A 21956-nucleotide genomic window follows, 5' to 3' on the forward strand; every position below is an offset into this window, starting at 1 on the left:
CCGGCCCTTGACCCGGCACCGGCCCGCCGCCAGGATCGCGGCGTTCCGAGCCCCGACCGTGAGCGCAGGGAGTCCGATGACCGGCCGCGCATTCTCCGTCCGAGGTCGCATCCGGCGCCTCCGGCGCCGCATCTGGACGGCCGCCGTCGCCGTGGTGCTGCTGACCGCCTGGCCCGCCGCCTCTCCGGCCGGCGCGGTCGGCGACCCGCCCGCGCCGGTGACCGGCAACGCCACCTACTTCGACGCCCTCGGCGCGCCGTACGGCGGCTGCGGGATGCCGCAATCCCAGCTCGACTCGCAGGACTTCGTCGCCCTCAACGTCTACGACACCCCCGGCGACTACAACTTCTATCCCCGGCCGCTGACCGGCGCCAACGCGTCCAAGACCGGGTTGTGGAACAACGGGCTCAACTGCGGCCGCTTCGTCCGGGTGCAGATCTCCGACTTCTGCACCGGCGTCAACGACGGCGGCCAGAACTCGCAGTTCTGCCGGAACGGCTCGTGGGTCTCCGACGCCTACAACGGCGCCACCCTGACCATGATCGTCGCCGACAGCTGCGGCGACTCCAACGGCTGGTGCCGCGACGACCGCTACCACCTCGACCTGTCGAAGCCCTCGCTCAACAGGTTCGTGAAGAACGGCGCGCCGGTCGGGGACATGTACCCGAACCACTGGAACAACCGCCGCGTCACCTGGTCGTTCATCTCCGCGCCGAACTACTCCGGCGACATCCGCATCGGGTTCCTCAAGGGCTCCCAGGCCTACTGGACCGCGATCGCGGTCTCGCACCTGCCCAACGGCGTCCACGGGGTGGAGTACTACGCCGACGGCGCCTGGCAGCCGGCCCAGATGAACTCCGACATGGGCCAGTCGTACCTCATCAGCGGGACCAGCCGGGGCGCGACGCGGTTCCAGATCCGCGTGCGCGACGCGGCCGACCAGCCGCTGAACGGCGGCCGTGTCTACAGCTTCGGCCTGCCCACGTCGTGCGGCACGCAGTGCGCCGCCGACTACACCGAGGCGAGCTACACCACGACCACGGCCTCGCCCAGCGCGTCGCCCTCGGCTTCCCCGTCTCCCTCGCCGTCCGCGTCTCCGTCCCCCTCTCCGTCTCCGTCGGCCTCCCCGTCCCGGTCGCCGTCGCCGTCGCCGTCGCCGTCCGCCTCCCCGTCGGCGAGCCCGTCCGCGAGCCCGTCGGCGAGCCCGTCCGCGAGCACCGGGACGTGCCAGGTGAGCTACCAGGTGGCCAGTTCGTGGCAGGGGGGTTTCACCACGAACGTCACGGTCAAGAACACCGGCACGACGACCTGGCCCGACTGGACGGTCGGCTGGACCATGCCGGCCGGAGTGAGCCTCGTCAGCGGCTGGAGCGCGACCGTGACCACCAGCGGGTCCCGCTGGACGGCGCGGGCTCCCTCCTGGGGCCAGACCCTCGCCCCCGGCGCGTCGGCGAGCTTCGGCTTCCAGGCGTCCGGGTCCTCCTCGCCGGTTCCGACCGCCTTCACCTGTCCCTGATCTCCCTCCATCGGGACCTTCCGCCGGGACCTTCCACGCAGGGCGGAAGGTCCCGGGAGGAGGGGACCAGCGGCCCTGCCCCGGGCGGCGCGCGGACGGTGGGATGAGGACAGGCACGAAGGAGGAGCCATGTCCGAACCCCTGTCCGGCGCCCTGTCCGAACCTGTCGTCGTCGTGGGCACCGACGGCTCGCGCGCCGCTGCCGCGGCGGTGGAGTGGGCCGCGGGAGACGCCGCGCGCAGGGGCCTGACGCTGCGGATCGTCCACGCGGTGGACCGCCTGCCGTACGAGATCGCCCGTTATCCCATCAGCGTCGAGGACCAGCTCGAGCGGGCCGGCCGGCGGATCCTGGAGGACGCCGTGCAGGCCGTCCGCGAGATCCATCCCGTCGTCCGCGTCGTCCCCGATCTCGTCGAGGGGGACCCGTCGAGGACGCTGCGGCGGGAGGCCGCCGGGGCCGCGGAGATCGTCGTCGGGAACCGGGGCCACGGCGGGTTCGCCGGCATGCTGCTCGGCTCGGTCAGCATGCACCTCGCCGGTCAGGTCGACGTTCCCGTCGTGGTCGTACGCCAGGGGCTGCGGGTGCCGCACGGGCTGGTCGTCGCCGGCGTCGACGGCTCGGCGGAGGCGGAGGCCGCGCTGACCTACGCGTCGGAGGAGGCGCGGCTGCGCGGCTGCCGTCTGCTCGTCCTCTACGCGTGGCAGCTTCCGGTGCACACGTTCGCGCCCGAGATCACCTATGACGTCGACGAGGTGCGCAGGGCCCAGGAGGACTACGTGGCGGAGATGCTGGCGGCGCACCGGGAGCGCTACCCGGAGCTGGACGCCGAGATGCGGGCCGTCTGCGCGCATCCGGTGCCCGTCCTCGTGGAGGCGGGGGAGAAGGCGGACCTGCTCGTCGTCGGCTCCCGGGGCCACGGCGCCGTCGGCTCGGCGGTGCTCGGCTCGGTCAGCCGGGCTGTCCTGCACCACGCGCACTGTCCCGTCGCGGTGGTGCGCCCGCCTCGCCGGTCCTGAACCGGCCTGCCCAGCGGGTAGAAGGTTGTCCGTCGGAATCCAGGGATTTATCGGCATAAGTTTCACAGGGCGGCTCAATGAGACGATTCAAGGAGGAATCAGCCGCCGAGAAAACGGGACCCGCCTTGACCGAGAACGACATCGTCGACTTCATGACCGGCCTGCCGGGTGTCGTCGCCTTCACCGCCGCCGAGGGCACCGGCGCTCCCCGGGCGGCGTGGGGAGACACCTTCTTCTTCTACGATCCCGGCGACGACCCCTCCGCCCGGCAGATGCCCTTCGCCACGATCGTGGTCAAGGACTACGAGGGGTTCGACACCGCCTCCGGCCTCGACCGGCCCGGGGTGTTCCGGCTGAACGTCGCCGTGGGCCGCGCCGCGTTCGAGGAACTGCTCGGCTACCCACCGGCCGCGCACGCCGGACGGCACGAGACGGTGGACTACCGCGCGCACGACCGGATCCTGCCGCATCCGGTCTACGCCGCCCAGTCCTGGGTCTGTGTGCTCAACCCCGGCGAGGCCACCGCACCCCGGGTGCCCGCCCTCCTGACGGCGGCGCACGCCCGCGCGGCCGCCCGCCACCGGCCGCGTACGTGAGCGGGCGTCGTCAGCGCCGGGGGAGGGTGATCGAGGTGGCGAGGTGGCCGTCGCGCACCGTCCACCGGCCCCGCAGGACCATCGTGCCGACGGCGGGGTCGGCGACCAGAAGCCGGGCGCCGAACCCGCCCTCGGGGTCGATGTCCACCACCGCCTCGGAGAAGTCGAGCCATCTGCGGGTCAGCGGGAACCAGACCTTGTAGACCGACTCCTTGGCGCTGAACAGGATCGCGTCCCAGCACACCGCGTCGTCCGCGTCGCGCAGCGCCGTGAGCGCGGCGATCTCGGCGGGCGCGGCGACCCGGGGGAGGACGCCCTCGGGGAGGTGCTCGTGCGGCTCGGCGTCGATGCCGATCGCCAGCGCCGCCTCCGCCGGGGCAACCGCCGCCGCACGGTATCCCGAGCAGTGCGTGATGCTGCCGGCCACGCCGACCGGCCAGACCGGTGCGCCCCGCTCGCCGCGCGGGATCGCGACGGGCGCCACGCCGATCGCGGCGAGCGCGCGCCTGGCGCAGTGGCGCCCGGTGACGAACTCCCGCCGTCGCCGGTCGGCGACCCGCTCGACGAGCGGCCTCTCCTCCGGGAAGAGGGTCTCCTCCGGGACGTCGCCGAACTCCTCCGCCGACGCCACCCACGCCGGCAGGATGTCAGCGATCACGTGGCCGCTCCGGCGAGCACCAGACGCGGGCGCGTGGGCCCGGCCGGGCGCCCGCGCCACTCGCGCGGATAGCCCAGCGAGACCTCCTCGAAGCGCACGCCGTCGTGCCAGGTCGTCCGGGGGATGTGCAGGTGGCCGTAGACCACGGCGGCGGCCCGGTAGCGTACGTGCCAGTCGGCGGTGCGCTCGGTGCCGCACCACAGCGCGAACTCGGGATACCGCAGGATCCGGGTCGGCTCCCGGACCAGCGGGAAGTGGTTGACCAGCACGACCGGGCCGCCGACGGCGGCGAGGCGGCGCTCGGTCTCGGCCAGCCGCGCCTCGCACCAGGCGTCGCGGGTCGGGTGCGGATCGGGGTGCAGGAGATACTCGTCGGTGCACACGACGCCGGCCTCGTACGCCCGGGCCAGGGCCGTCTCCTTGGTCGCGGTGCCGTCGGGACGGAAGGTGTAGTCGTAGAGGAGGAACAGCGGGGCCACCGTGACCGGCCCGTCCTCGCTCTCCCACACCGCGTACGGATCCTCCGGCGTGAGCACCCCGAGGTCACGGCAGATCCGAACGAGGCGCTCGTATCGGGCGACGCCCCGGAGCTGGACCGGGTCGCTCGCGGTGGTCCACAGCTCGTGGTTGCCGGGCGCCCAGACGACCCTCGCGAACCGCCGCGCCAGCGTGGCCAGCGCCCATTCGATGTCGGCGGGGGTCTCCGCCACATCGCCGGCCACGACGAGCCAGTCGCCGTCCGACTCCGGGTGCAGGTTCTCGACGATCTCGCGGTTCTCGTCGTGGGCGACGTGCAGATCGCTGATCGCGTACAAGCCCGTCACGTTGCCGAATCCTCCCGCCGCCCGCCCATCCCTGGACAGGAGAGTACATATCGGCGGCGGGCCAGGGGAAGATCGATCAACCCCTACGCGCGCGGTAGTGGCTCGCCCCCACGGAGATCGCGAGACAGGCGAAGATCACCACCAGCGACAGCCAGACGGGGATCGCGTAGAGGTCGGCGAGGAGCATCTTCGCCCCCACGAACACGAGGATCGCGGCGAGGCCGTACCTGAGATAGCCGAACCGGTGCATCGCCCCGGCGAGCAGGAAGTACATCGCCCGCAGCCCGAGGATCGCGAAGGCGTTGGAGGTGAAGACCAGGAACGGCTCGGAGGTGACCGCGAAGATCGCGGGGATCGAGTCGACGGCGAAGACGATGTCGGTGGTCTCGACGGCGACCAGCACGGCCAGCAGCGGCGTCGCGGCCCACCGGCCGTCGTCCCGCCGGACGAGGAACCGCGACCCCTGGAAGGCGTCGGTGACGGGCATCACCCGCCGCATGGCGCGCAGCACCGGATTGCGGTCGGGATTCACCTCGATCGCGGCGTGCCTGGCCATCTTCACGCCCGTGTAGAGCAGGAACGCGCCGAAGAGGTAGAGGATCCAGTGGAAGCGGCCGAGCAGCACGGCGCCCGCGCCGATGAACGCCGCTCGGAAGACCAGCGCGCCGAGCACGCCGAAGAACAGCACGCGGTGCTCCAGTTCGCGGGGGACCGCGAAGAAGGAGAACAGCAGGGCGAACACGAACACGTTGTCGACGGCCAGCGACTTCTCGATCAGGTAACCGGCGAGGTACTCGCCGCCCGCCTCCGGGCCCCAGGTCAACCAGACGACGGCCCCGAAGCCGAGGCCGAGGACGATCCACACCCCCGACCAGGCCAGCGCCTCGCGGAACCGCACGACATGGGCGCTGCGATGGGCGTAGAGGTCGACGGCCAGCATGACAAGGATGACCGCCAGAACGGCGGCCCAGGCCCACAGAGGTACGGGCATGCGTCAACCCCCATCACCGCCACATGGCGGAATCGGACGGTCGACGGTCTCCCCGTGCCACCGGATGCTGCGGTGACCCCCGCGCCGGGCCGCCTCAGGTCGGCGGCCGTGATGACGACGCTGCGGGAAGCCGGGTACTCCCCCTCGAACTGTGCCCGATTATTCGGGAAGACAGGTCGGTACGTCAAAGCGGTCGCCGTGGCGGCCTACGACGACCAGTCGACGAGCGGTCCCGCGGGCACGATGCGGAGCGGATTGATCTTGGGGTGGGTGCCGTAGTAGTGGCGCTTGATGTGGCCGAAGTCCGTCGTGCCGCCGAAGGCGGGGTTCGCGTAGAGGTCGCGGGCGTAGCGCCAGAGGTTGGGGTGGTCGGCGAGGCGGCGGATGTTCGCCTTGAAGTGGGTCACGTAGACCGTGTCGAAGCGGGCCAGCGTGACCCAGAGGCGCACGTCGGCCTCGGTGATCCGGTCGCCGAACAGGTAACGGCGGCCGGCCAGGCGCTCGTCGAGCTCGCCGAGCGCCGCGAAGAGCGCCGTGACCGCCGTGTCGTACGCCTCCTGGCTCTCGGCGAAGCCGCACCTGTACACGCCGTTGTTCACGTCGGCGTAGACGCGCTCGTTGAGCGCGTCGATGTCGGCCCGCAGGCCCTCGGGGTAGAGATCGACGCCCGGCCGGGCCCACCGGGCGAACGCCTGGCCCAGGTCGAGACTGATGTCGGGGAAGTTGTTGCTGACGATCCGCCCGGTGCGGCGGTCCCACAGCACGGGGACGGAGACGTGGCCGTCGTAGCCGGGCTCGGTCGCCTCGTACGCCTCCCGGAGCAGGGTGAACCCGTTGAGCACGTCGGGCCCGTGCCCCGGGCCCTCGCGGAACGCCCAGCCACGCCCGTCGCGCACGGGATCGACGACGGACATCGACACGACGTCCTCCAGCCCGAGAAGCGCCCGCACGATCACCGAGCGGTGCGCCCACGGGCAGGCCAGCGAGACGTACAGGTGGTAGCGGCCGGACTCGGCCGGAAAGCCGCCGTCGTCGGCCGTGACACCGTCGGCCGTCACGCGGTCGCGGAACCGGTACAGCGGCCGCGCGAACGACCCGTCCGGCCTGGTGGCCGCCTTCAGCGTGTAGTCACCGTAGGTCGCGAAGTCCACCGGACTCGCGACGGGAGCCGTGGTCGTCACGCGCGCGTCGTCCTCTCGTTCGGCCCAGCCGCTCGTTCGGCCCAGGACGAGACTAACCGGCGCCTGCGACAACCGCGCCCACGCGTCGCCGACCCTGCAGCGTCGCCGGCCCCAAAGCCGGCTCAGTGCGCCGGCGTGCGGAAGCCGCCGGGCCGCTCGCGCTCCATCATGCCGAACCGCATCGTGGCCAGTCCGAACAGCAGGATGAGCGCGCCCACGACCACGTTGCTGATGATGGTCGAGGTGGTCGCCATGCCTCCCCGGATGACCCAGGGGGCGATGATGGTCCAGATGCCGAGTAGCGGGGCGACCCAGGAGATTCCGTAGGTGCGCCCGAACGCCGAGCTGTATCCCATCGCCAGGAGCGCTACGGCGAGACCGGTGACGAGGTTGTTCACCGCGAGCGGAGTCCGCGTGCCGCTGAATCCGATGATCCAGGGCGAAAGCGCCAGATACAGCCCGCTCAGGAGCGTCAGACCATCGGCCAGCTGCGCGGCGGGATTCGCCGCGGCGGCCTCGTAACGGGCACGCATCTGCATGATGTCGGGATGTGTCCCGATGTCGGCGCTGTGTGTCATGCCTCACACCACCCTTCAAAGGTGTGTGCTGTAGTCCTCATTTCTAGCGTACGCCCGTTTCGTCCCTTTTTCCCGATTGGGCGGCTGAGAGTCGGCCGGGACGCGTTTAGCCCCTCCACCAGCGGAAAGAGGGGGGTTCGTCAGCTCCGCGACCGAGAGGGGAAACCAGATGGGTACGGAGGACAAGTTCCGTAACAAGTCGGAAGAGCTCACGGGGAAGGCCAAGGAGGGGCTCGGCAAGGTCACCGACGACGAGAGCCTCGAGGCCGAGGGTCAGGCCGACCAGTCGAAGAGCCACATGAAGCAGGCGGGCGAGAAGGTGAAGGACGCCGCCGGCAAGGTCAAGGACGCGTTCAAGGACTGACCCGCGCGAGCGTGCGTGAGGTGGCGGGGCGCCGGGCCCTCCGGGGGGGAGGGCTCGCGGCCGTCACCGGTGCGGGGACGAGAGAGGCACCTCCGAGCCGGAGCGACGCCACCGGCGCTCTCGTCCCCCGTGCGCGGGGTTCGCCGCGAGCGGCTGCGACGACCTTGCGAGATATCCCCCTGAGATCTAGACGATCCCTGTGAGAACCCCCGGGGATGGCCCCGCGTGAGTTCGGCCGTGGGGAAGCGGCTGTTCAGGGCCCGGCGGCGGTCGTCGCCGGCGGGAGCGGACGGCGGCGCGAGAGCCTGGAGGGCTCGCCCGGGACCACCGGCGGCGCGAAGTGGGCCCGCCAGGGTGGGATCAGGCCGGGATCAGGCCGTCGGGATCAGGCCGCGTGTGGCATCGTGACGCGGAAGGACGACGTCACGAGGGCATGGATGAGGCGCACGAGCAGCGCCTCCAGGACCATGAGGGCCGCACGGGAGAGTACGGCGGCGAGGAACTCAGTCACTTCACACCTCAGTAGGACAAATCGGCTTCTATGGAAGACTGACCCATAAACCTCCCAAACAGGCATAGCTTAGGTTACTGTTCGGTGAACAGCGGGTGGCCGTTCCGGATGCTTCCCTGATCACACGCCCAGGCCGTGGCCGCACGGGTGCCTGACGGCCGTGCCCGTGCGGCGTCTGCCGGCCGCGCCGCCCGTGGCGAATCCAGGGCGGCGACTCCAGGGCGCCGGTTGCCTGGCGGCGCTTACTTGGCGGCGGCCCGGCCGCGCCGGGTGGTGCCGGTGGCGGGCGTCTTCGGCTCGCCCTTCGCCGCGGCCCGCCGTCCGGACGCCTGCCTGGCGGCTCCAGGGACCGTCTCCATGGTCCCCGTGCCGGCCCCGGCTCCGGGCATTCCCGGCATGGTCGCTCCCGGTGTGGGCATCCCCGGCGCCGGCGAGGCCGTTCCCCGGGCGCCCTTCTGCTGCTGCCCGCCGAGCGGCGACCAGCGCTGCTCGCGCGACCTGGCCCGCTGGGCGATCATGGTTCCCGCGCCGATCGCCGCCGCCACCGGCCACTCCAAGATGCCGAGGACCGCGAGCGCGCCGAGACCGCCGTAGTACATGATGCGCTCCGGCGGCGGCAGGAAGGTCCGGGCGACGTCCATGGCGTGCCCGACCTCCCGCCCGCTGATGTGTGGCAGGCCGACGTGCGGCAGGTGCATCTCGGGCGCGCGAAGCTGGAGGCTCATGAACGGCAGGTCCAGGTCCAGTCGCGGCGGGTGCTCCTCCTTGGTCCCCGGGCCCGTGGACGGGCCGGGTGTGGGCGTCGCGGGTACGGGCGGCGTGGTCGTCGTCGTGCGGGCACGGGATGCCCGGGCCCGGGTGGTCGTCGTTCCTCCGGCCGTCGGGCCCGGTGTCGCCTCGGTCGTGGTCATGGATCCTCCCCCGTGATCCTTCCCCGATAGATCCGTCCCGGCGATCCTCCGCGACGAGATGTCCCCCGTCGCGGACGCCCCGCGGGAACGTCACTACGAAAATGACCTTTCTATCCTCTATCGAGCCTCCTGGGGTTGCTGGTGTGGATAGCGACAATTTGCCCACTCTTGCCGGGGGTTTCGCGAACCGCGCCGAGAGTCGCCTCCGTACGGCGCTGGCGGTGTCAGCGGCCGACGATCTCGGAGAGCGCGGCCAGCGCGGCGCCCCGGGCTCCGGCCATGTCGAGGTCCTCCACCAGTGTGACACTCGCCACCTGCCGCTGCTCGTCCCGCAGCAGGGTGTGCTCGCGGACCTTCTCCAGGAACCACTCCCGGAAGTGCGGGGCCGCCTCGACCACCCCGCCGCCCAGGAAGTACGCGTCGGGGTCGGTGAAGTTGGCCGCGACGGTGAACAGCCTGCCGATGGCCATCGCCTGCTGTTCGAAGACCTTGAGGGCGAGCGCGTCGCCGTTCTCGGCGTAGCCGCGCAGCAGCCGGGCCGCCTTCGCGACGGGCTCGATCCCGGCGAGCTCGTGGCCGGGGAAGCGGGTCAGCCAGTAGGGCAGCAGGTTCTTCTCGATGCCGGTCAGCGAGGCGACGCTCTCGGCGTCCCCGGTGAAGCCGCAGTTGCACTCCGGCAGCGGCTGGTCCTCCTCCAGGAGGCCCTGCAGGGGGATGTGGACGTGCCCGAGCTCGCCGGCCATCCCGGCCGCGCCCTTCACGACGTGCCCCGACTGGATCACGCCGCCGCCGAGACCGGTGCCGACGATCGCGGAGACCGACGAGTGCTGCCAGGCGTCCGCGCCGAAGCGTACGTGGTGGGAGTAGAGGGCCGCCGCGTTGCCGTCGTTGTTGTAGACGACCGGAAGCCCGAGCCGGGCCTCCAGGGCGGCGCGGAAGTCGAAGCCGAACCAGCCGGGGTCGACGAAGTTTGTCGCGCCCTTGGAGGAGATCACCCCGCGGGCGCTGGCCGGGCCAGGGGTGTCGAGGCCCACCGCGCGCACCGTGGACCGGGGTGTGCCGGTCAGCTCCAGCACGTTGCCGAGGGCGAGGAGGAGCTGCTCGACCGCGACCTCGGGGCCCTCCCGCACGAGGCTCGGGGTCTCGACCATGCGGTCCACGAGGAAACGGCCGGAGGCGTCGAGGACGGTCGCGTTGTTGCTTGTCCCGCCGTTGTCGAGCCCGACGACGACCCAGGACCCTGCTTCTGCCATTGGGGGATGTCCTTTGTTCGAGCGTGTCAGAGCGAACACTACGAGAGCCGGCGCCCGGCGGGCAGTCGCCCGGCCGCGACCGGCCGGAGGGCGCACAGGCGGAGGGTACGGCGGCCTTCGTCACATCACGGCATGGTGAAAGATTCAGTTCGGCCACCTCCCCGGGCCCGGCCGCCTCCGGCCGCCCCGCGCCCGTGAGCTGGGCCGCACGCCGTCGCCGGACGCGCGGCCGGGCGGGGGCGCGGCGGCGTCCGTTGACCTGCCGTACGACCGGGGGAAAACATCGGCGTCCGGGGCCGCAGCGTCGCGACCCATGCGCCCGGCCACGCCGGCCGGCGCCGCTCCCGTCGCCCGCGTACGCGCGGCGTCCACCGCGGCCCGAGCGGCGGCGCCCGCCCTGCCGCCGCCTCCGGCCGGCCCGGTCCGATCCGGGCCGATCCGCCGATCCGGGCGAGGCGGGCCGACGCGGGCCGACGCGGGCCGCGCGAAGCGTCACACGACAGATGCGCAGGAAGCGAGGTACGCATGAAGCAGTTCCGTCCCGCACCCGGTGACCGGCGTGCGGGCATCCGGAGGGGTGCGCGCGCCGGTCGCGGCCTGCCGGGCTCCCCGGCGGGGCGCCTGGTCGCGGCCCTGGCCGCGCTGGTGGCCGGGCTCGTGGTCGTGCTGGTGCCCACCGCCGCCTCCGCGGCCCCCGTCTGCAAGGTGGACTACACGGTCAACCAGTGGCAGGGCGGCTTCACCGCCTCGGTGCGGCTCACCAACCTCGGCTCCGCGGTCAGCTCGTGGACGCTGCGCTGGACGGCGGGCACCAGCCAGCAGATCACCAGCGCCTGGAACGCGCAGGTCAGCCAGTCGGGCGCGACGGTGACCGCCACCAACGTCTCCTACAACGGCTCGCTCGCCACGGGCGGCACGGCCGACTTCGGCTTCCAGGGCACCTGGTCGGGCAGCCTCACGCCGCCGTCCGACTACTCGCTGAACGGCGTGCCGTGCGGGGGCACGTCCTCGCCCTCGCCGTCGGCCTCTCCCTCGCCCTCGCCGTCCCCGTCGGCGTCCCCTTCGCGGTCGCCCTCGCCGTCCCCGTCCCCTTCGGCCTCTCCCTCGCCGTCACCGTCCCCGTCGGCCTCCCCTTCCCCTTCACCGTCTCCGTCGCCTTCGACGACGCCGTCGACCGGTTGCTCGGGCAGCGGCCTGGTGGTCTGCTCGGGGTTCGAGGACCAGTCGGGCGCGCCGTCGGGTGAATGGCAGGTCAGCACGCCGAACTGCTCGGGCAGCGGCACGGCCACGATCGACACCTCCACCGCGCACAGCGGTGGCAAGTCGCTCAAGGTCATCGGCGGCGGCAACTACTGCAACCACATGTTCGTCGGGACCACCAAGAACGTCTCGGGGATCGCGCCCGTGGTGTACGGCCGCATGTGGGTGCGGCACACGACCGCGCTCCCGGCCGGTCACGTCAGCATGATCACCATGGCGGACTCCCGGGACGGCGGCAAGGACCTGCGGATCGGCGGCCAGAACAACGCGCTCCAGTGGAACCGGGAGTCCGACGACGCCACGCTGCCCGAGCAGAGCCCGGCCGGCGTCGCGCTGAGCACCCCGCTGCCCACCAACCGCTGGGTCTGCCTGCGCTTCCAGATCGACACCACCCAGCAGGCGATGCGTACGTACCTGGACGATCAGGAGGTCGCCGGCCTCCGGGTGGACGGCACGCCCACCCAGAACGTGGACGCCCAGTGGCTGCGGCGCACCACCGCGCCGCGGCCCACGACGCTGCGCCTCGGCTGGGAGAGCTACGGCAGCGACTCGGACACGATCTGGTACGACGACGTGGCCCTCGGCTCCAGCCCCGTCGGCTGCTGAACGGATCCCTCGGTGGCTCCCTTGGTGACGGACGGTGACCGAAAAGGGTAAGTAGCTGAGTGCCCGCCGTGGCGCGGGACGGCTGACGATCCCGTTCGTCCCGGTGTCCGGCCTCCTCCGGGAGGCCGGACACCGCATCCGAGGGGAGAAGTACATGACCGACGTGCACCCGGTGCCCGAACTGATGAAGGAGGGGGACGTCGTCGACCTCCTCGTCCATCAGCACGCCGTGATCAGGGACATGTTCGAGGAGGTGGAGCGGGCAGCGCCCGGCGAGCGTCACGAGCCCTTCCGGCGGCTGGTGCGGATGCTGGCCGTGCACGAGACGGCGGAGGAGGAGATCGTCCACCCCTACACCCGGCTGCGGGTCGACGGGGGAGGAGAGATCGTGGCCGACCGGCTCAGGGAGGAACGCGAGGCCAAACGCATGCTGGCCATGCTGGACGACCTGGGCCCCGAGCACTCCGAGTTCCTGCCGGGCCTCAAAGGGCTGCGTACGGCCGTGCTCGCGCACGCGCGGGCCGAGGAGCGGTACGAGTTCACCCGTCTGCGCGCCGAGACGACGACGGCCGAGCGGCGCGCGATGGCCCTGGGCGTGCGGGCGGCGCTCGCGATGGCCCCCACACGGCCGCATCCGGGCGTCGAGTCGATGACGAGAAACCTGTTGTTCGGCCCGCCCGCGGCGATCGTCGACCGGGCCCGCGACCTGATCCGCCAGGCGCTGGGCCGGAGGGGCTGACGCCGGCCCGGTCCGGCCCGCACGCGTGCGGGCCGGACCGGGCGCCCTTTCAGTGGGAGCGCAGGCTGTAGAGAGGGTGGCCGCCCTCGATCTCCAGGCGGTACTCCTCGCCCGACCTCGCGCGGTTGTCGTCGATGACGCGCTCGCTGGCCGGCTCGACGTCGTCGTGGATCTGCTCCTGCCAGCGCTGGAACCGCTCGTGGGCCTCCTGGACGTAGCCGGTGCCCAGGGTGGTGTGGTCGATCTGGGTGGAGATGAGCTCGCGCAGGTAACCCTTGTTCGGCTCGAAGGCGACCGGCGTGGGCAGCGTGGGGGCCAGCACCTGCTCCGGCTCCCGGCCGTCGTGCTCCCGGAACAGGTCCGCGGCGATCCGCAGGTGTTCCAGCTCCATGTTCAGGTGCAGCTCCCAGATCGCCCGCACCTTCGGGTCCGGCTCGGTCTCCATGAACGAGTGGTACAGGTAGCACTCGTTGTACTCGTGGTTGAGCCACTGCTCCCACCACGTCTCCCGCGGGTCGAGCAGCGACTCGTAGTGGGTGACGTGCTCCTCCTCGATGAGCCCGATCTCCTGGTACAGCTGCCGCGCGATCGGCTCCATGTAGGTCGGGCCGACGTTCATGTAGAAGTTCATCGTCTGCTGCTCGGCCGACATGATCGTCAGGGCGTGCAGCTTCGAGACCGGCTTCGCCTTCTCCCGGTCGTAGTGTTCGCGGACGTTGTCGACGGGGTGGCGGTGGTGCATCTTCGTCGGCCGGCCCGGCATGACCTCGGTCAGCTGGTCGACGATCTTCTCGGCCTTCCGGTGCTCGATCATCTCGTACAGGTTGGCGTACCGGTAGAGGTGGTCGAAGTCCTCCAGCACGCCGAACTCGTAGGCCTTCCTCAGGTAGGGGTCGGGCTCCATCCGCGCCACCCACGCCGTCAGGTCCACCGCCACCTGCTCGTACGCGATCGTCGTCTCCAGCACGGAGGCGACCCCCGGCAGCAGCCAGTTGACCGCCTTCTGCTGCTGCTGCTCGACGTAGCGCACCTCCGCGAGGCGCTGCCGGACGCCGAGGTCGGGGCAACGACGGGCGAAGTGGTGGCTGAACATGATCGCTTCGATCTCGATGCCGTTCATCGTGATGATCCGGCACCGCGTGTAGGGGTCGGCGTGGTCGGGGTCGATCGGCGTGACGTCCAGCTCACGCCAGTTCCGCACCTGCCGGTCCAGTGGGATTCCGCGCTCACGCAGTGGATTGAACGTCATCTCGGTGCTCCTCCCCACGATTCGCGCAGGGCGTACCCAGGCCATGGAATGCGACAAACGTCGCTATTTGGAGCTTTTTGGCCGAGATTGGCATCCGGTGGCGTGCGAGGATCAGCCGGAGGACGCCCTCGCGGAGTGCGGGTCGCCCGGCCGGGGCTCGCGGCCCGCGGGGCGCCGGAGAAAACGTAGTATGAGCGAGTCCCGAAGGTCTTCCTGAGGGTCGTCACTCCGACGGAGGTGGGACCCTTTGCACGATTTCCAGGTCGTGGTGACGCAGGCGCCGCCGTTCACCGTGGTCACGCTCAGCGGTGAGCTCGACGTGCTCACCGTGCCGAGGCTGCGGGAGCAGGTGGCTCCTCTGCTGGCCCGGCCCGGCACGCGCATCCTGTTCGACCTCGAGAAGCTGCGCTTCATCGACAGCGCGGGCATGCGCGTGCTCATCGACGCCTGCGTCCGGACGCCTCCGGAGGGCGGCGACGGGGCGGTGTGCGGTCTCAGCGGTCACCTGCGGCACCTGTTCGGCATGCTCGGTCTCATCGAGCGGTTCACCGCCTATCAGACCCTCGCCGACGCACTCGACCACCCCGTGGACATCAGGCGCCACGCCGCCCCCCTCGGCTGAACGCGCTTCCGCACCACCCGCCCGCGCCCGGCGCGGCTGCCGCCGGGGCGCGGCCACGTGGCGTGACCCTCACACGATCGTCTGCCACCATCCGTCGACCGCAGGCGGGTCGTCGACGGTGACCCGCTCGCCCGGCCGCGGGACCACCAGTCGCACGTCGCGCTCCTTCGCCTCACGCCACAACTGGTCGATCGGCTCGCTCCACGCGTGCGGGGCGAGGGAGAAGGTGCCCCAGTGCACCGGCAGCAGCACCCCGGCGCGCACGTCCAGGTGGGTGAGGATCGCCTCCTCGGGCGTCATGTGGATGTCCGGCCAGCCCCTGCTGTAGGCGCCGATCTGGACCACCGAGAGATCGAAGGGCCCGTGCGCCGCGCCGATCGCGGCGTACCCGTCGAAGTAGCCGGAGTCACCGGTGTAGAAGACCTTCCTGCGCTCGCCCGCGATGACCCACGACGCCCAGAGCGTCTGGTCGCGGCGGAAGGCGCGGCCCGAGAAATGGCGTCCGGCGGTCGCGACGAACCGGATGCCGGAGACCGTGGTCTCCTCGTCCCAGTCCAGCTCGACGATCCGTGCCGCCGGCACCTTCCACCGCTCCAGATGGGCGCCCACCCCCAGCGGCACGAGGAACGGCGCGGTCTGCGTCCGGGTCAGCAGACGAACCGTCGCCATGTCGAGATGGTCGTAGTGGTCGTGCGAGATGACGATCGCGTCGAGTTCGGGCAGCTCGTACACCGGCACCGGCGGGGGATGCAGCCGGCGGGGCCCGGTGAACGACGCCGGTGAGCAGCGCTCGCTCCACACCGGGTCGAGCAGCACCCGCCGGCCCTCGATCTCGATCAGGGCCGAGGAGTGGCCGTACCAGATCGCGTCGAGGTCGCCTCCGGCGGACGCGCCCGGGGTCACCAGCGGCACCGGCAGCCTGGGCTTGCGCGGGGCCCTGCCGAACAGCAGCTCACGGACGACCTGCCGGGACGTCCCGGGCGGGAGGATCGACGTGGGCGCCGTGTTCCGGAACGCGCCGTCGCGGAACTGCTTTGAGCGGCGCACCCGCTGTGCCCGCCCGCCCGACGGCCGCGCCCCCAGTGCGGCGGGAACCTCCCGCAACGTCCACCCGGCGGCCGCCAGGGCCGCCGCTCCCGCGAGCAGGCCCACCCGACGGCCCCACGCACCGTTCTTCTGTCCACCGGTCTTCAACGGCAATCTCCTTGCTGGGTTCTGCCGATCAGCCTAGGCAATCGCGGCGCCCGCGCGCGCACCACGCCTCCCGGTCGTTTTTCACCCCGCCCCGCTCACCGCGCGACCAGGAGAAGGGGGCAGGGTAGGACCGAGAGCGCAGGACCGGACACGCAGGACGGGACAGGCGCGTCCGGCGCGCCGGCGGAAGGAGCACTCGTGGCCGACGACGATGACAGCACCTCCACCCCGAGATCCCTTCAGGCACCCGCGGCTCCCGGCGGCGGCCGTGGCCCCGTACGGGCCCCGCGCGGCGCCACCCTGAACGCGCGCGGCTGGCCGCAGGAGGCGGCCCTGCGCATGCTGATGAACAACCTCGACCCCGAGGTCGCCGAGCATCCCGATCGGCTCGTCGTCTACGGCGGCAGCGGCAGGGCGGCGCGCGACTGGCCCTCCTTCGACGCGATCGTGCGGGAGCTCACCACCCTGCGCGCCGACGAGACGCTGCTCGTGCAGTCGGGCCGGCCCGTCGGGATGATGACCACCCACGAGTGGGCTCCCCGGGTGCTCATCGCCAACTCCAACCTGGTCGGCGACTGGGCGACGTGGCCCGAGTTCCGGCGGCTCGAACAGCTCGGGCTCACGATGTACGGCCAGATGACCGCCGGTTCGTGGATCTACATCGGCACCCAGGGGATCCTGCAGGGCACGTACGAGACGTTCGCCGCGGTCGCGGCCAAGAGGTTCGGCGGCAGCCTCGCGGGGACGATCACCCTGACCGCCGGGCTCGGCGGCATGGGCGGCGCGCAGCCGCTGGCCGTGACCATGAACGGCGGCGTGGCCGTCTGCGTCGACTGCGACCCGCGCGGCGTCGAGCGCCGGATCGGCCACGGCTACCTGGACGTGCGCGCCGGCGATCTGGACGAGGCGCTGCGCCTGGCGTACGAGGCCAGGGACGCGCGGCGCCCGCTGTCGATCGGCGTGGTGGCCAACGCGGCCGAGGCCGTGCCCGCCCTGCTGGCGCGCGGCGCGGAGATCGACGTCGTCACCGACCAGACCAGTGCCCACGATCCCCTGGCGTACCTGCCGCTGGGCGTCGCGTTCGAGGACATGGCCGCGCTCGCGCGCGAGGACCCCGAGGGCTTCACCCGGCGGGCGCGGGAGTCGATGGCCCGGCACGTCGAGGCGATGGTCGGCTTCCGGGACGCCGGCGCGGAGGTGTTCGACTACGGCAACTCGATCAGGGGAGAGGCGAGCCTCGCCGGGTACGCGCGGGCGTTCGACTTCCCCGGGTTCGTACCCGCCTACATCCGGCCGTTGTTCTGCGAGGGGAAGGGCCCGTTCCGGTGGGCGGCGCTGTCCGGCGACCCGGCCGACATCGCGGCGACCGACCGCGCGGTGCTCGATCTGTTCCCGGACAACGAACCACTGGCCCGGTGGATCAGAATGGCGGGGGAGCGGGTGCGCTACCAGGGCCTGCCCGCGCGTATCTGCTGGCTGGGGTACGGCGAGCGCGACCGCGCGGGGGAGCGGTTCAACGACCTCGTCGCATCGGGGGAGGTCTCGGCTCCCCTCGTCATCGGCCGTGACCACCTCGACTGCGGGTCGGTCGCCTCGCCGTACCGCGAGACGGAGGGGATGCTGGACGGCTCCGACGCGATCGCCGACTGGCCGCTGCTGAACGCCATGGTCAACGTGGCCTCGGGCGCGTCCTGGGTGTCGATCCACCACGGCGGCGGGGTCGGCATCGGCCGTTCCATCCACGCCGGGCAGGTCACCGTCGCCGACGGCACACGGCTGGCCGGGGAGAAGATCCGCCGGGTGCTGACCAACGACCCCGGCATGGGGGTGATCCGGCACGTGGACGCCGGGTACGACCGGGCCGCCGAGGTCGCGCGTGAGCGCGGCGTGCGGGTCCCGATGGCCGGGACGGAGCACCCCGATGCCCGCGTCTGACCCGCCCGGCGCCGCGGCCCCGGGCGGCGCCGGCCACCCCGCGTCGCAGGCCGGAGAGCAGGTGGGAGAGAAGGCCGGCCCGCGGGCGGGATGGCGGGCTGAGATCGTGGAGGAGGCCGAGGACGGGTTCCGCGCGATGTGGCGCGACCTGCTGCCCATCGGGCTGGACGCCGCGACCGGCGGCTACCGCCGGCACGGGTGGACGGCGGCCGACGCCGACTGCCGCGCCTGGTTCGCCGGGCAGGCCCGGGCGCGGGGGCTGACGTACGAGACCGACCGCAACGGCAACCAGTGGGCCTGGCTGGGCGACCCGGCGGCGGGAGACGCCGTGGTCACCGGGTCGCATCTCGACTCGGTGCCCGACGGCGGAGCGTACGACGGCCCGCTGGGGGTGGTGGGGGCCTTCGCGGCGCTCGACGCCCTACGGGCCCGTGGTCTTCGTCCGCGGCGGCCGCTGGCCCTGGTGAACTTCACCGAGGAGGAGGGCGCCCGGTTCGGCCTGGCCTGCCTCGGATCGCGGCTGATGACCGGGGCCGTCGCGCCGGAGACGGCCCTGGCGCTGCGTGACGCGGACGGCGTCTGTCTCGCGGCGGCCATGGAGCGGGCCGGGCGCGATCCGGAAGCCGCGGGGCGTGACGACGAGCGCCTCGCCCTCGTCGGCGTCGTCGTGGAGTTGCACGTGGAGCAGGGCCGGCACCTCGCCGGCACCCCGCACCGGGTGGGCGTCGCCTCCGCCATCTGGCCGCACGGCCGCTGGCGCTTCGACTTCCGCGGCGAGGCCAACCACGCGGGGACCACCAGGATGGAGGACCGGCGTGATCCCATGCCGTCCTACGCCGCGGCCGTGCTCGCGGCCCGCGCCGAGGCCGCACGCCTGGGAGCCCTGGCCACCTTCGGCCGGGTCCGGGTGGAGCCCAACGGAACCAACGCCATCCCCTCGCGGGTGACCGCCTGGCTCGACGGACGGGCGCCCGACCCCGGTGTCCTGGACAGACTCGTCGAGGAGACGACGCGGGCGGCCGCGGGGGCCGAGGTGAGCCGGGAGTCCTACACCCCGGTCGTGACCTTCGACGAAGCGCTGCGTGAGCGTGCCGTCCGCGTTCTCGGCGGCGCGCCCACGCTGCCCACGGGCGCGGGACACGACTCGGGCATCCTCTCGGCCGAGGTCCCGGCCGCCCTGCTGTTCGTCCGCAACCCCACCGGCGTCTCCCACTCGCCGCAGGAGCACGCGGAGGAGTCCGACTGCCTCGCCGGTGTCGCGGCCCTCGCCGCCGTGCTCGCGGACCTGCTCACGACCCCGCAGATGTAGCCGGCCGCGCCGGTCCCGCAGACCCGGCCGATCTCGCCGGCGTCTCCCGCGTAGGCCGCCGGGAGCCCAGCCAGCGGCACGGGCCGCCGCTGACCCGGCAGCCCGATGCCTGCCCCTCCACCTCTCCCACCACCGCAAGCGGCGGGCGAGGGCGCCGCGCGGGAGCGGCGGTCGTCAGCGGGAGCGGCGGTCGCCGCCGGAGTCGCCGAGACCGGCCCGGCGGAGGGCCTCGGCCATGGATCCGCCGGCCGGCGCCCCGCCCGAACCCCGGCTGTCGCCCCGGCCGCCACCCTGGCCCGAGCCGCCCCGGCCGCCGCCCTGACCCTGGCGGCCCTGGCGGGACTGGTTCTGCCCGCCCTGGCCGCTCTGCCCGCTCTGCCCGCCCTGGCCGCGCCGGCCGTTCGGCCGGTCGTCGCGCGAGCCGTCGCGGGACTCGCCGCCGGGGCCGCCCCTGCGGCCGCTGCCCGCCGCCTCGTCGTCCAGGCGCAGCGTCAGGGAGATGCGCTTGCGCTGGAGATCCACGTCGAGCACCTTGACCCGCACGATGTCGCCGGGCTTGACCACCTCACGCGGGTCCTTCACGAACGAGGTGGACATGGCGGACACGTGGACGAGGCCGTCCTGGTGCACGCCGACGTCCACGAACGCCCCGAACGCGGCGACGTTGGTGACGACGCCCTCCAGGATCATCCCGGGAGACAGGTCGGACGGCTTCTCGACGCCCTCCTTGAACGTGGCGGCCTTGAACGCGGGCCGCGGGTCGCGGCCGGGCTTCTCCAGCTCCCTGAGGATGTCGGTGACAGTGGGCAGCCCGAAGGTGTCGTCGACGAAGTCCGACGGCTTCAGCGTGCGGAGCGCCGAGGCGTTGCCGATCAGCGAGCGCAGGTCGCTCTTCGAGAAGTCGAGGATGCGGCGCACCACCGGGTACGCCTCGGGGTGCACGCTGGACGCGTCGAGCGGGTCGTCCCCGCCGGGGATGCGGAGGAAGCCCGCGCACTGCTCGAACGCCTTCGGGCCGAGCCGGGGCACCCCCTTCAAGCCCTTCCGGGAGCGGAACGGGCCGTTGGCGTCCCGGTGGGCGACGATGTTCTCGGCGAGCCCGGCGCCGATGCCGGAGACCCGGGTCAGCAGAGGAGCGGAGGCGGTGTTGACGTCCACCCCCACCCCGTTCACGCAGTCTTCCACGACCGCGTCGAGCGAGCGCGACAGCTTCACCTCGGACACGTCGTGCTGGTACTGTCCGACGCCGATCGACTTGGGGTCGATCTTGACCAGCTCGGCCAGCGGGTCCTGCAGCCGCCGCGCGATCGAGACCGCGCCGCGCAGCGAGACGTCGAGACCGGGCAATTCCTGCGAGGCGTAGGCCGAGGCGGAGTACACCGACGCCCCGGCCTCGGAGACAACGATCTTGGTGAGCTGCGGCAGGTGCCTGACGAGCTCTCCGGCGAGCTTGTCGGTCTCCCGCGAGGCCGTGCCGTTGCCGATCGCGACCAGTTCCACGTTGTGCTCGGTGGCGAGCCGGGCGAGCACGGCGAGCGACTGGTCCCACTGCCGCCTGGGCTCGTGCGGGTAGATCGTCTCGGTCGCCACGACCTTGCCGGTGCCGTCGACCACCGCGACCTTCACGCCGGTGCGCAGCCCCGGGTCGAGGCCCATCGTGGCCCGGGCCCCGGCGGGGGCGGCCAGCAGCAGGTCGCGCAGGTTCGCCGCGAACACGCGCACGGCCTCCTCCTCGGCCGCCTGCCACAGGCGGGTGCGCAGGTCGATGCCGAGGTGCACGAGGACCCGCGTCCGCCAGGCCCAGCGGACCGTGTCGAGCAGCCACCTGTCGCCGGGGCGGCCCAGGTCGGCGACGCCGAACCGGCGCGCGATCCGCGCCTCGTAGTCGTTCGGCTCCTCGGCCTCCGGGTCGAGGGTGAGGGTGAGGACCTCCTCCTTCTCCCCACGGAACATCGCGAGGATCCGGTGCGAGGGCAGCCGCGTGAACGGCTCGGAGAAGTCGAAGTAGTCGGAGAACTTGGCCCCCGCCTCCTGCTTGTCCTCCCGCACCAGGGAGACCAGCCGGCCCCGGCTCCACATGCGCTCGCGCAGGTCGCCGATCAGGTCGGCGTCCTCCGCGAAGCGCTCGACCAGGATCGCCCTGGCCCCCTCCAGCGCCGCGCCGGCGTCGGCCACGCCCTCGCGCACGTACGCCTCGGCGGTCGCCTGGGGGTCGAGCGAGGGATCGGCGAGCAGCGCGTCGGCCAGCGGCTCCAGCCCGAGCTCCCTGGCGATCTGCGCCTTGGTCCGGCGCTTGGGCTTGAAGGGCAGGTAGATGTCCTCCAGCCGGGCCTTCGAGTCGGCCTCCATGATCCGCGCTTCCAGGGCCTCGTCGAGCTTGCCCTGGGACCGGATCGACTCGAGGATGGCCGCGCGCCGCTCCTCCAGCTCACGCAGGTAGCGCAGGCGCTCCTCCAGCGCGCGCAACTGGACGTCGTCCAGCGCGCCCGTCGCCTCCTTGCGGTAGCGGGCGATGAACGGCACGGTGGCGCCGCCGTCGAGCAGGCCGACCGCCGAGGCCACCTGGCTCTCGCGCACACCGAGCTCTTCGGCGATCCGCCGCTGAATGGACGTCGTCACGATCCTGATCCGCCTTCTTCCGG

General features: G+C 72.4%; 21 protein-coding genes. 9 read left to right on the plus strand and 12 right to left on the minus strand.

The genetic code is table 11. From position 1 onward, the window contains the following. Positions 1-1026 precede the first annotated feature (1026 nt). A complete protein-coding gene (locus OG344_RS24810; RefSeq protein WP_405089167.1) occupies positions 1027-1218 on the minus strand; it encodes a hypothetical protein in 192 nt (63 codons plus the stop codon). Positions 1219-1231: 13 nt separating this feature from the next. On the opposite strand from OG344_RS24810, the gene OG344_RS24815 reads away from it, so the two are divergent. The 3 genes from OG344_RS24815 to OG344_RS24825 all read left to right on the plus strand — a co-directional run bounded on the left by OG344_RS24815 (position 1232) and on the right by OG344_RS24825 (position 3129). After that, positions 1232-1516: a cellulose binding domain-containing protein gene (locus OG344_RS24815; protein WP_405089168.1), complete on the plus strand. Its 285-nt coding sequence runs from the start codon at positions 1232-1234 to the stop codon at positions 1514-1516. Between the two features lie 129 nt (positions 1517-1645). Continuing rightward, on the plus strand, positions 1646-2533 hold the full coding sequence (locus tag OG344_RS24820) for a universal stress protein (protein WP_405085141.1): 888 nt from the start codon (positions 1646-1648) through the stop codon (positions 2531-2533). A 125-nt stretch (positions 2534-2658) separates the two neighbouring features. After that, the gene (locus tag OG344_RS24825; RefSeq protein WP_405085142.1) at positions 2659-3129 is read left to right on the plus strand and encodes a DUF6194 family protein; all 471 of its coding nucleotides are present in this window, start codon (positions 2659-2661) and stop codon (positions 3127-3129) included. Positions 3130-3139: 10 nt separating this feature from the next. Here the strand turns inward: OG344_RS24825 and OG344_RS24830 are convergent, their stop codons facing one another. From OG344_RS24830 to OG344_RS24850, 5 genes are all read right to left on the minus strand, one after another. Continuing rightward, a complete protein-coding gene (locus OG344_RS24830) occupies positions 3140-3787 on the minus strand; it encodes a 4'-phosphopantetheinyl transferase (protein ID WP_405085143.1) in 648 nt (215 codons plus the stop codon). Continuing rightward, positions 3784-4611 (minus strand): metallophosphoesterase family protein, encoded by an 828-nt coding sequence (locus OG344_RS24835; protein ID WP_405085144.1) that lies wholly within the window; start codon positions 4609-4611, stop codon positions 3784-3786. The genes OG344_RS24830 and OG344_RS24835 overlap by 4 nt, the downstream gene beginning before the upstream one ends. A gap of 76 nt (positions 4612-4687) precedes the next feature. Continuing rightward, complete coding sequence (locus OG344_RS24840) at positions 4688-5602, minus strand: TerC family protein (protein ID WP_405085145.1); 915 nt, start codon at positions 5600-5602, stop codon at positions 4688-4690. A gap of 206 nt (positions 5603-5808) precedes the next feature. After that, entirely contained in the window at positions 5809-6783 is a 975-nt protein-coding gene (locus OG344_RS24845; protein ID WP_405085146.1) for a glutathione S-transferase family protein, read from the minus strand. 122 nt (positions 6784-6905) lie between these two features. Further along, positions 6906-7361 carry an SPW repeat protein gene (locus OG344_RS24850; protein ID WP_327045690.1) on the minus strand — a complete coding sequence of 152 codons (456 nt, stop codon included), beginning with the start codon at positions 7359-7361 and terminating at the stop codon, positions 6906-6908. A 169-nt stretch (positions 7362-7530) separates the two neighbouring features. On the opposite strand from OG344_RS24850, the gene OG344_RS24855 reads away from it, so the two are divergent. After that, positions 7531-7725 (plus strand): CsbD family protein, encoded by a 195-nt coding sequence (locus OG344_RS24855; protein ID WP_405085147.1) that lies wholly within the window; start codon positions 7531-7533, stop codon positions 7723-7725. 385 nt (positions 7726-8110) lie between these two features. Here the strand turns inward: OG344_RS24855 and OG344_RS24860 are convergent, their stop codons facing one another. From OG344_RS24860 to OG344_RS24870, 3 genes are all read right to left on the minus strand, one after another. Continuing rightward, positions 8111-8236, minus strand: a complete 126-nt coding sequence (locus tag OG344_RS24860; protein ID WP_327045692.1) for a hypothetical protein — start codon at positions 8234-8236, stop codon at positions 8111-8113. A gap of 242 nt (positions 8237-8478) precedes the next feature. Then, positions 8479-9147, minus strand: a complete 669-nt coding sequence (locus OG344_RS24865; protein ID WP_405085148.1) for a hypothetical protein — start codon at positions 9145-9147, stop codon at positions 8479-8481. A gap of 224 nt (positions 9148-9371) precedes the next feature. After that, the gene (locus OG344_RS24870) at positions 9372-10400 is read right to left on the minus strand and encodes an ROK family protein (RefSeq protein ID WP_405085149.1); all 1029 of its coding nucleotides are present in this window, start codon (positions 10398-10400) and stop codon (positions 9372-9374) included. Between the two features lie 525 nt (positions 10401-10925). Between OG344_RS24870 and OG344_RS24875 the strand changes: the two genes are divergently transcribed. Then, complete coding sequence (locus OG344_RS24875) at positions 10926-12266, plus strand: cellulose-binding domain-containing protein (RefSeq protein ID WP_327045695.1); 1341 nt, start codon at positions 10926-10928, stop codon at positions 12264-12266. A gap of 154 nt (positions 12267-12420) precedes the next feature. Then, the gene (locus OG344_RS24880; RefSeq protein WP_405085150.1) at positions 12421-13005 is read left to right on the plus strand and encodes a hemerythrin domain-containing protein; all 585 of its coding nucleotides are present in this window, start codon (positions 12421-12423) and stop codon (positions 13003-13005) included. A 49-nt stretch (positions 13006-13054) separates the two neighbouring features. Here OG344_RS24880 and OG344_RS24885 read toward each other — a convergent pair whose 3' ends face one another. Further along, positions 13055-14254 (minus strand): hypothetical protein, encoded by a 1200-nt coding sequence (locus OG344_RS24885; protein WP_327045697.1) that lies wholly within the window; start codon positions 14252-14254, stop codon positions 13055-13057. 247 nt (positions 14255-14501) lie between these two features. Between OG344_RS24885 and OG344_RS24890 the strand changes: the two genes are divergently transcribed. Continuing rightward, positions 14502-14876, plus strand: coding sequence for an STAS domain-containing protein (locus OG344_RS24890; RefSeq protein ID WP_405085151.1), 375 nt, complete (start codon positions 14502-14504; stop codon positions 14874-14876). Positions 14877-14945: 69 nt separating this feature from the next. Here the strand turns inward: OG344_RS24890 and OG344_RS24895 are convergent, their stop codons facing one another. Continuing rightward, on the minus strand, positions 14946-16070 hold the full coding sequence (locus tag OG344_RS24895; protein ID WP_405085152.1) for an MBL fold metallo-hydrolase: 1125 nt from the start codon (positions 16068-16070) through the stop codon (positions 14946-14948). A gap of 198 nt (positions 16071-16268) precedes the next feature. Between OG344_RS24895 and hutU the strand changes: the two genes are divergently transcribed. Continuing rightward, positions 16269-18005 carry a urocanate hydratase gene (gene hutU / locus OG344_RS24900; protein WP_405085153.1) on the plus strand — a complete coding sequence of 579 codons (1737 nt, stop codon included), beginning with the start codon at positions 16269-16271 and terminating at the stop codon, positions 18003-18005. 136 nt (positions 18006-18141) lie between these two features. Then, positions 18142-19314 (plus strand): allantoate amidohydrolase, encoded by a 1173-nt coding sequence (locus tag OG344_RS24905; RefSeq protein ID WP_405089169.1) that lies wholly within the window; start codon positions 18142-18144, stop codon positions 19312-19314. A 174-nt stretch (positions 19315-19488) separates the two neighbouring features. Here the strand turns inward: OG344_RS24905 and OG344_RS24910 are convergent, their stop codons facing one another. Next, positions 19489-21933 carry a Tex family protein gene (locus OG344_RS24910; RefSeq protein WP_405085154.1) on the minus strand — a complete coding sequence of 815 codons (2445 nt, stop codon included), beginning with the start codon at positions 21931-21933 and terminating at the stop codon, positions 19489-19491. Positions 21934-21956 lie beyond the last annotated feature (23 nt).

It is taken from the genome of Microbispora sp. NBC_01389, assembly GCF_045040095.1.
GTDB lineage: Bacteria > Actinomycetota > Actinomycetes > Streptosporangiales > Streptosporangiaceae > Microbispora.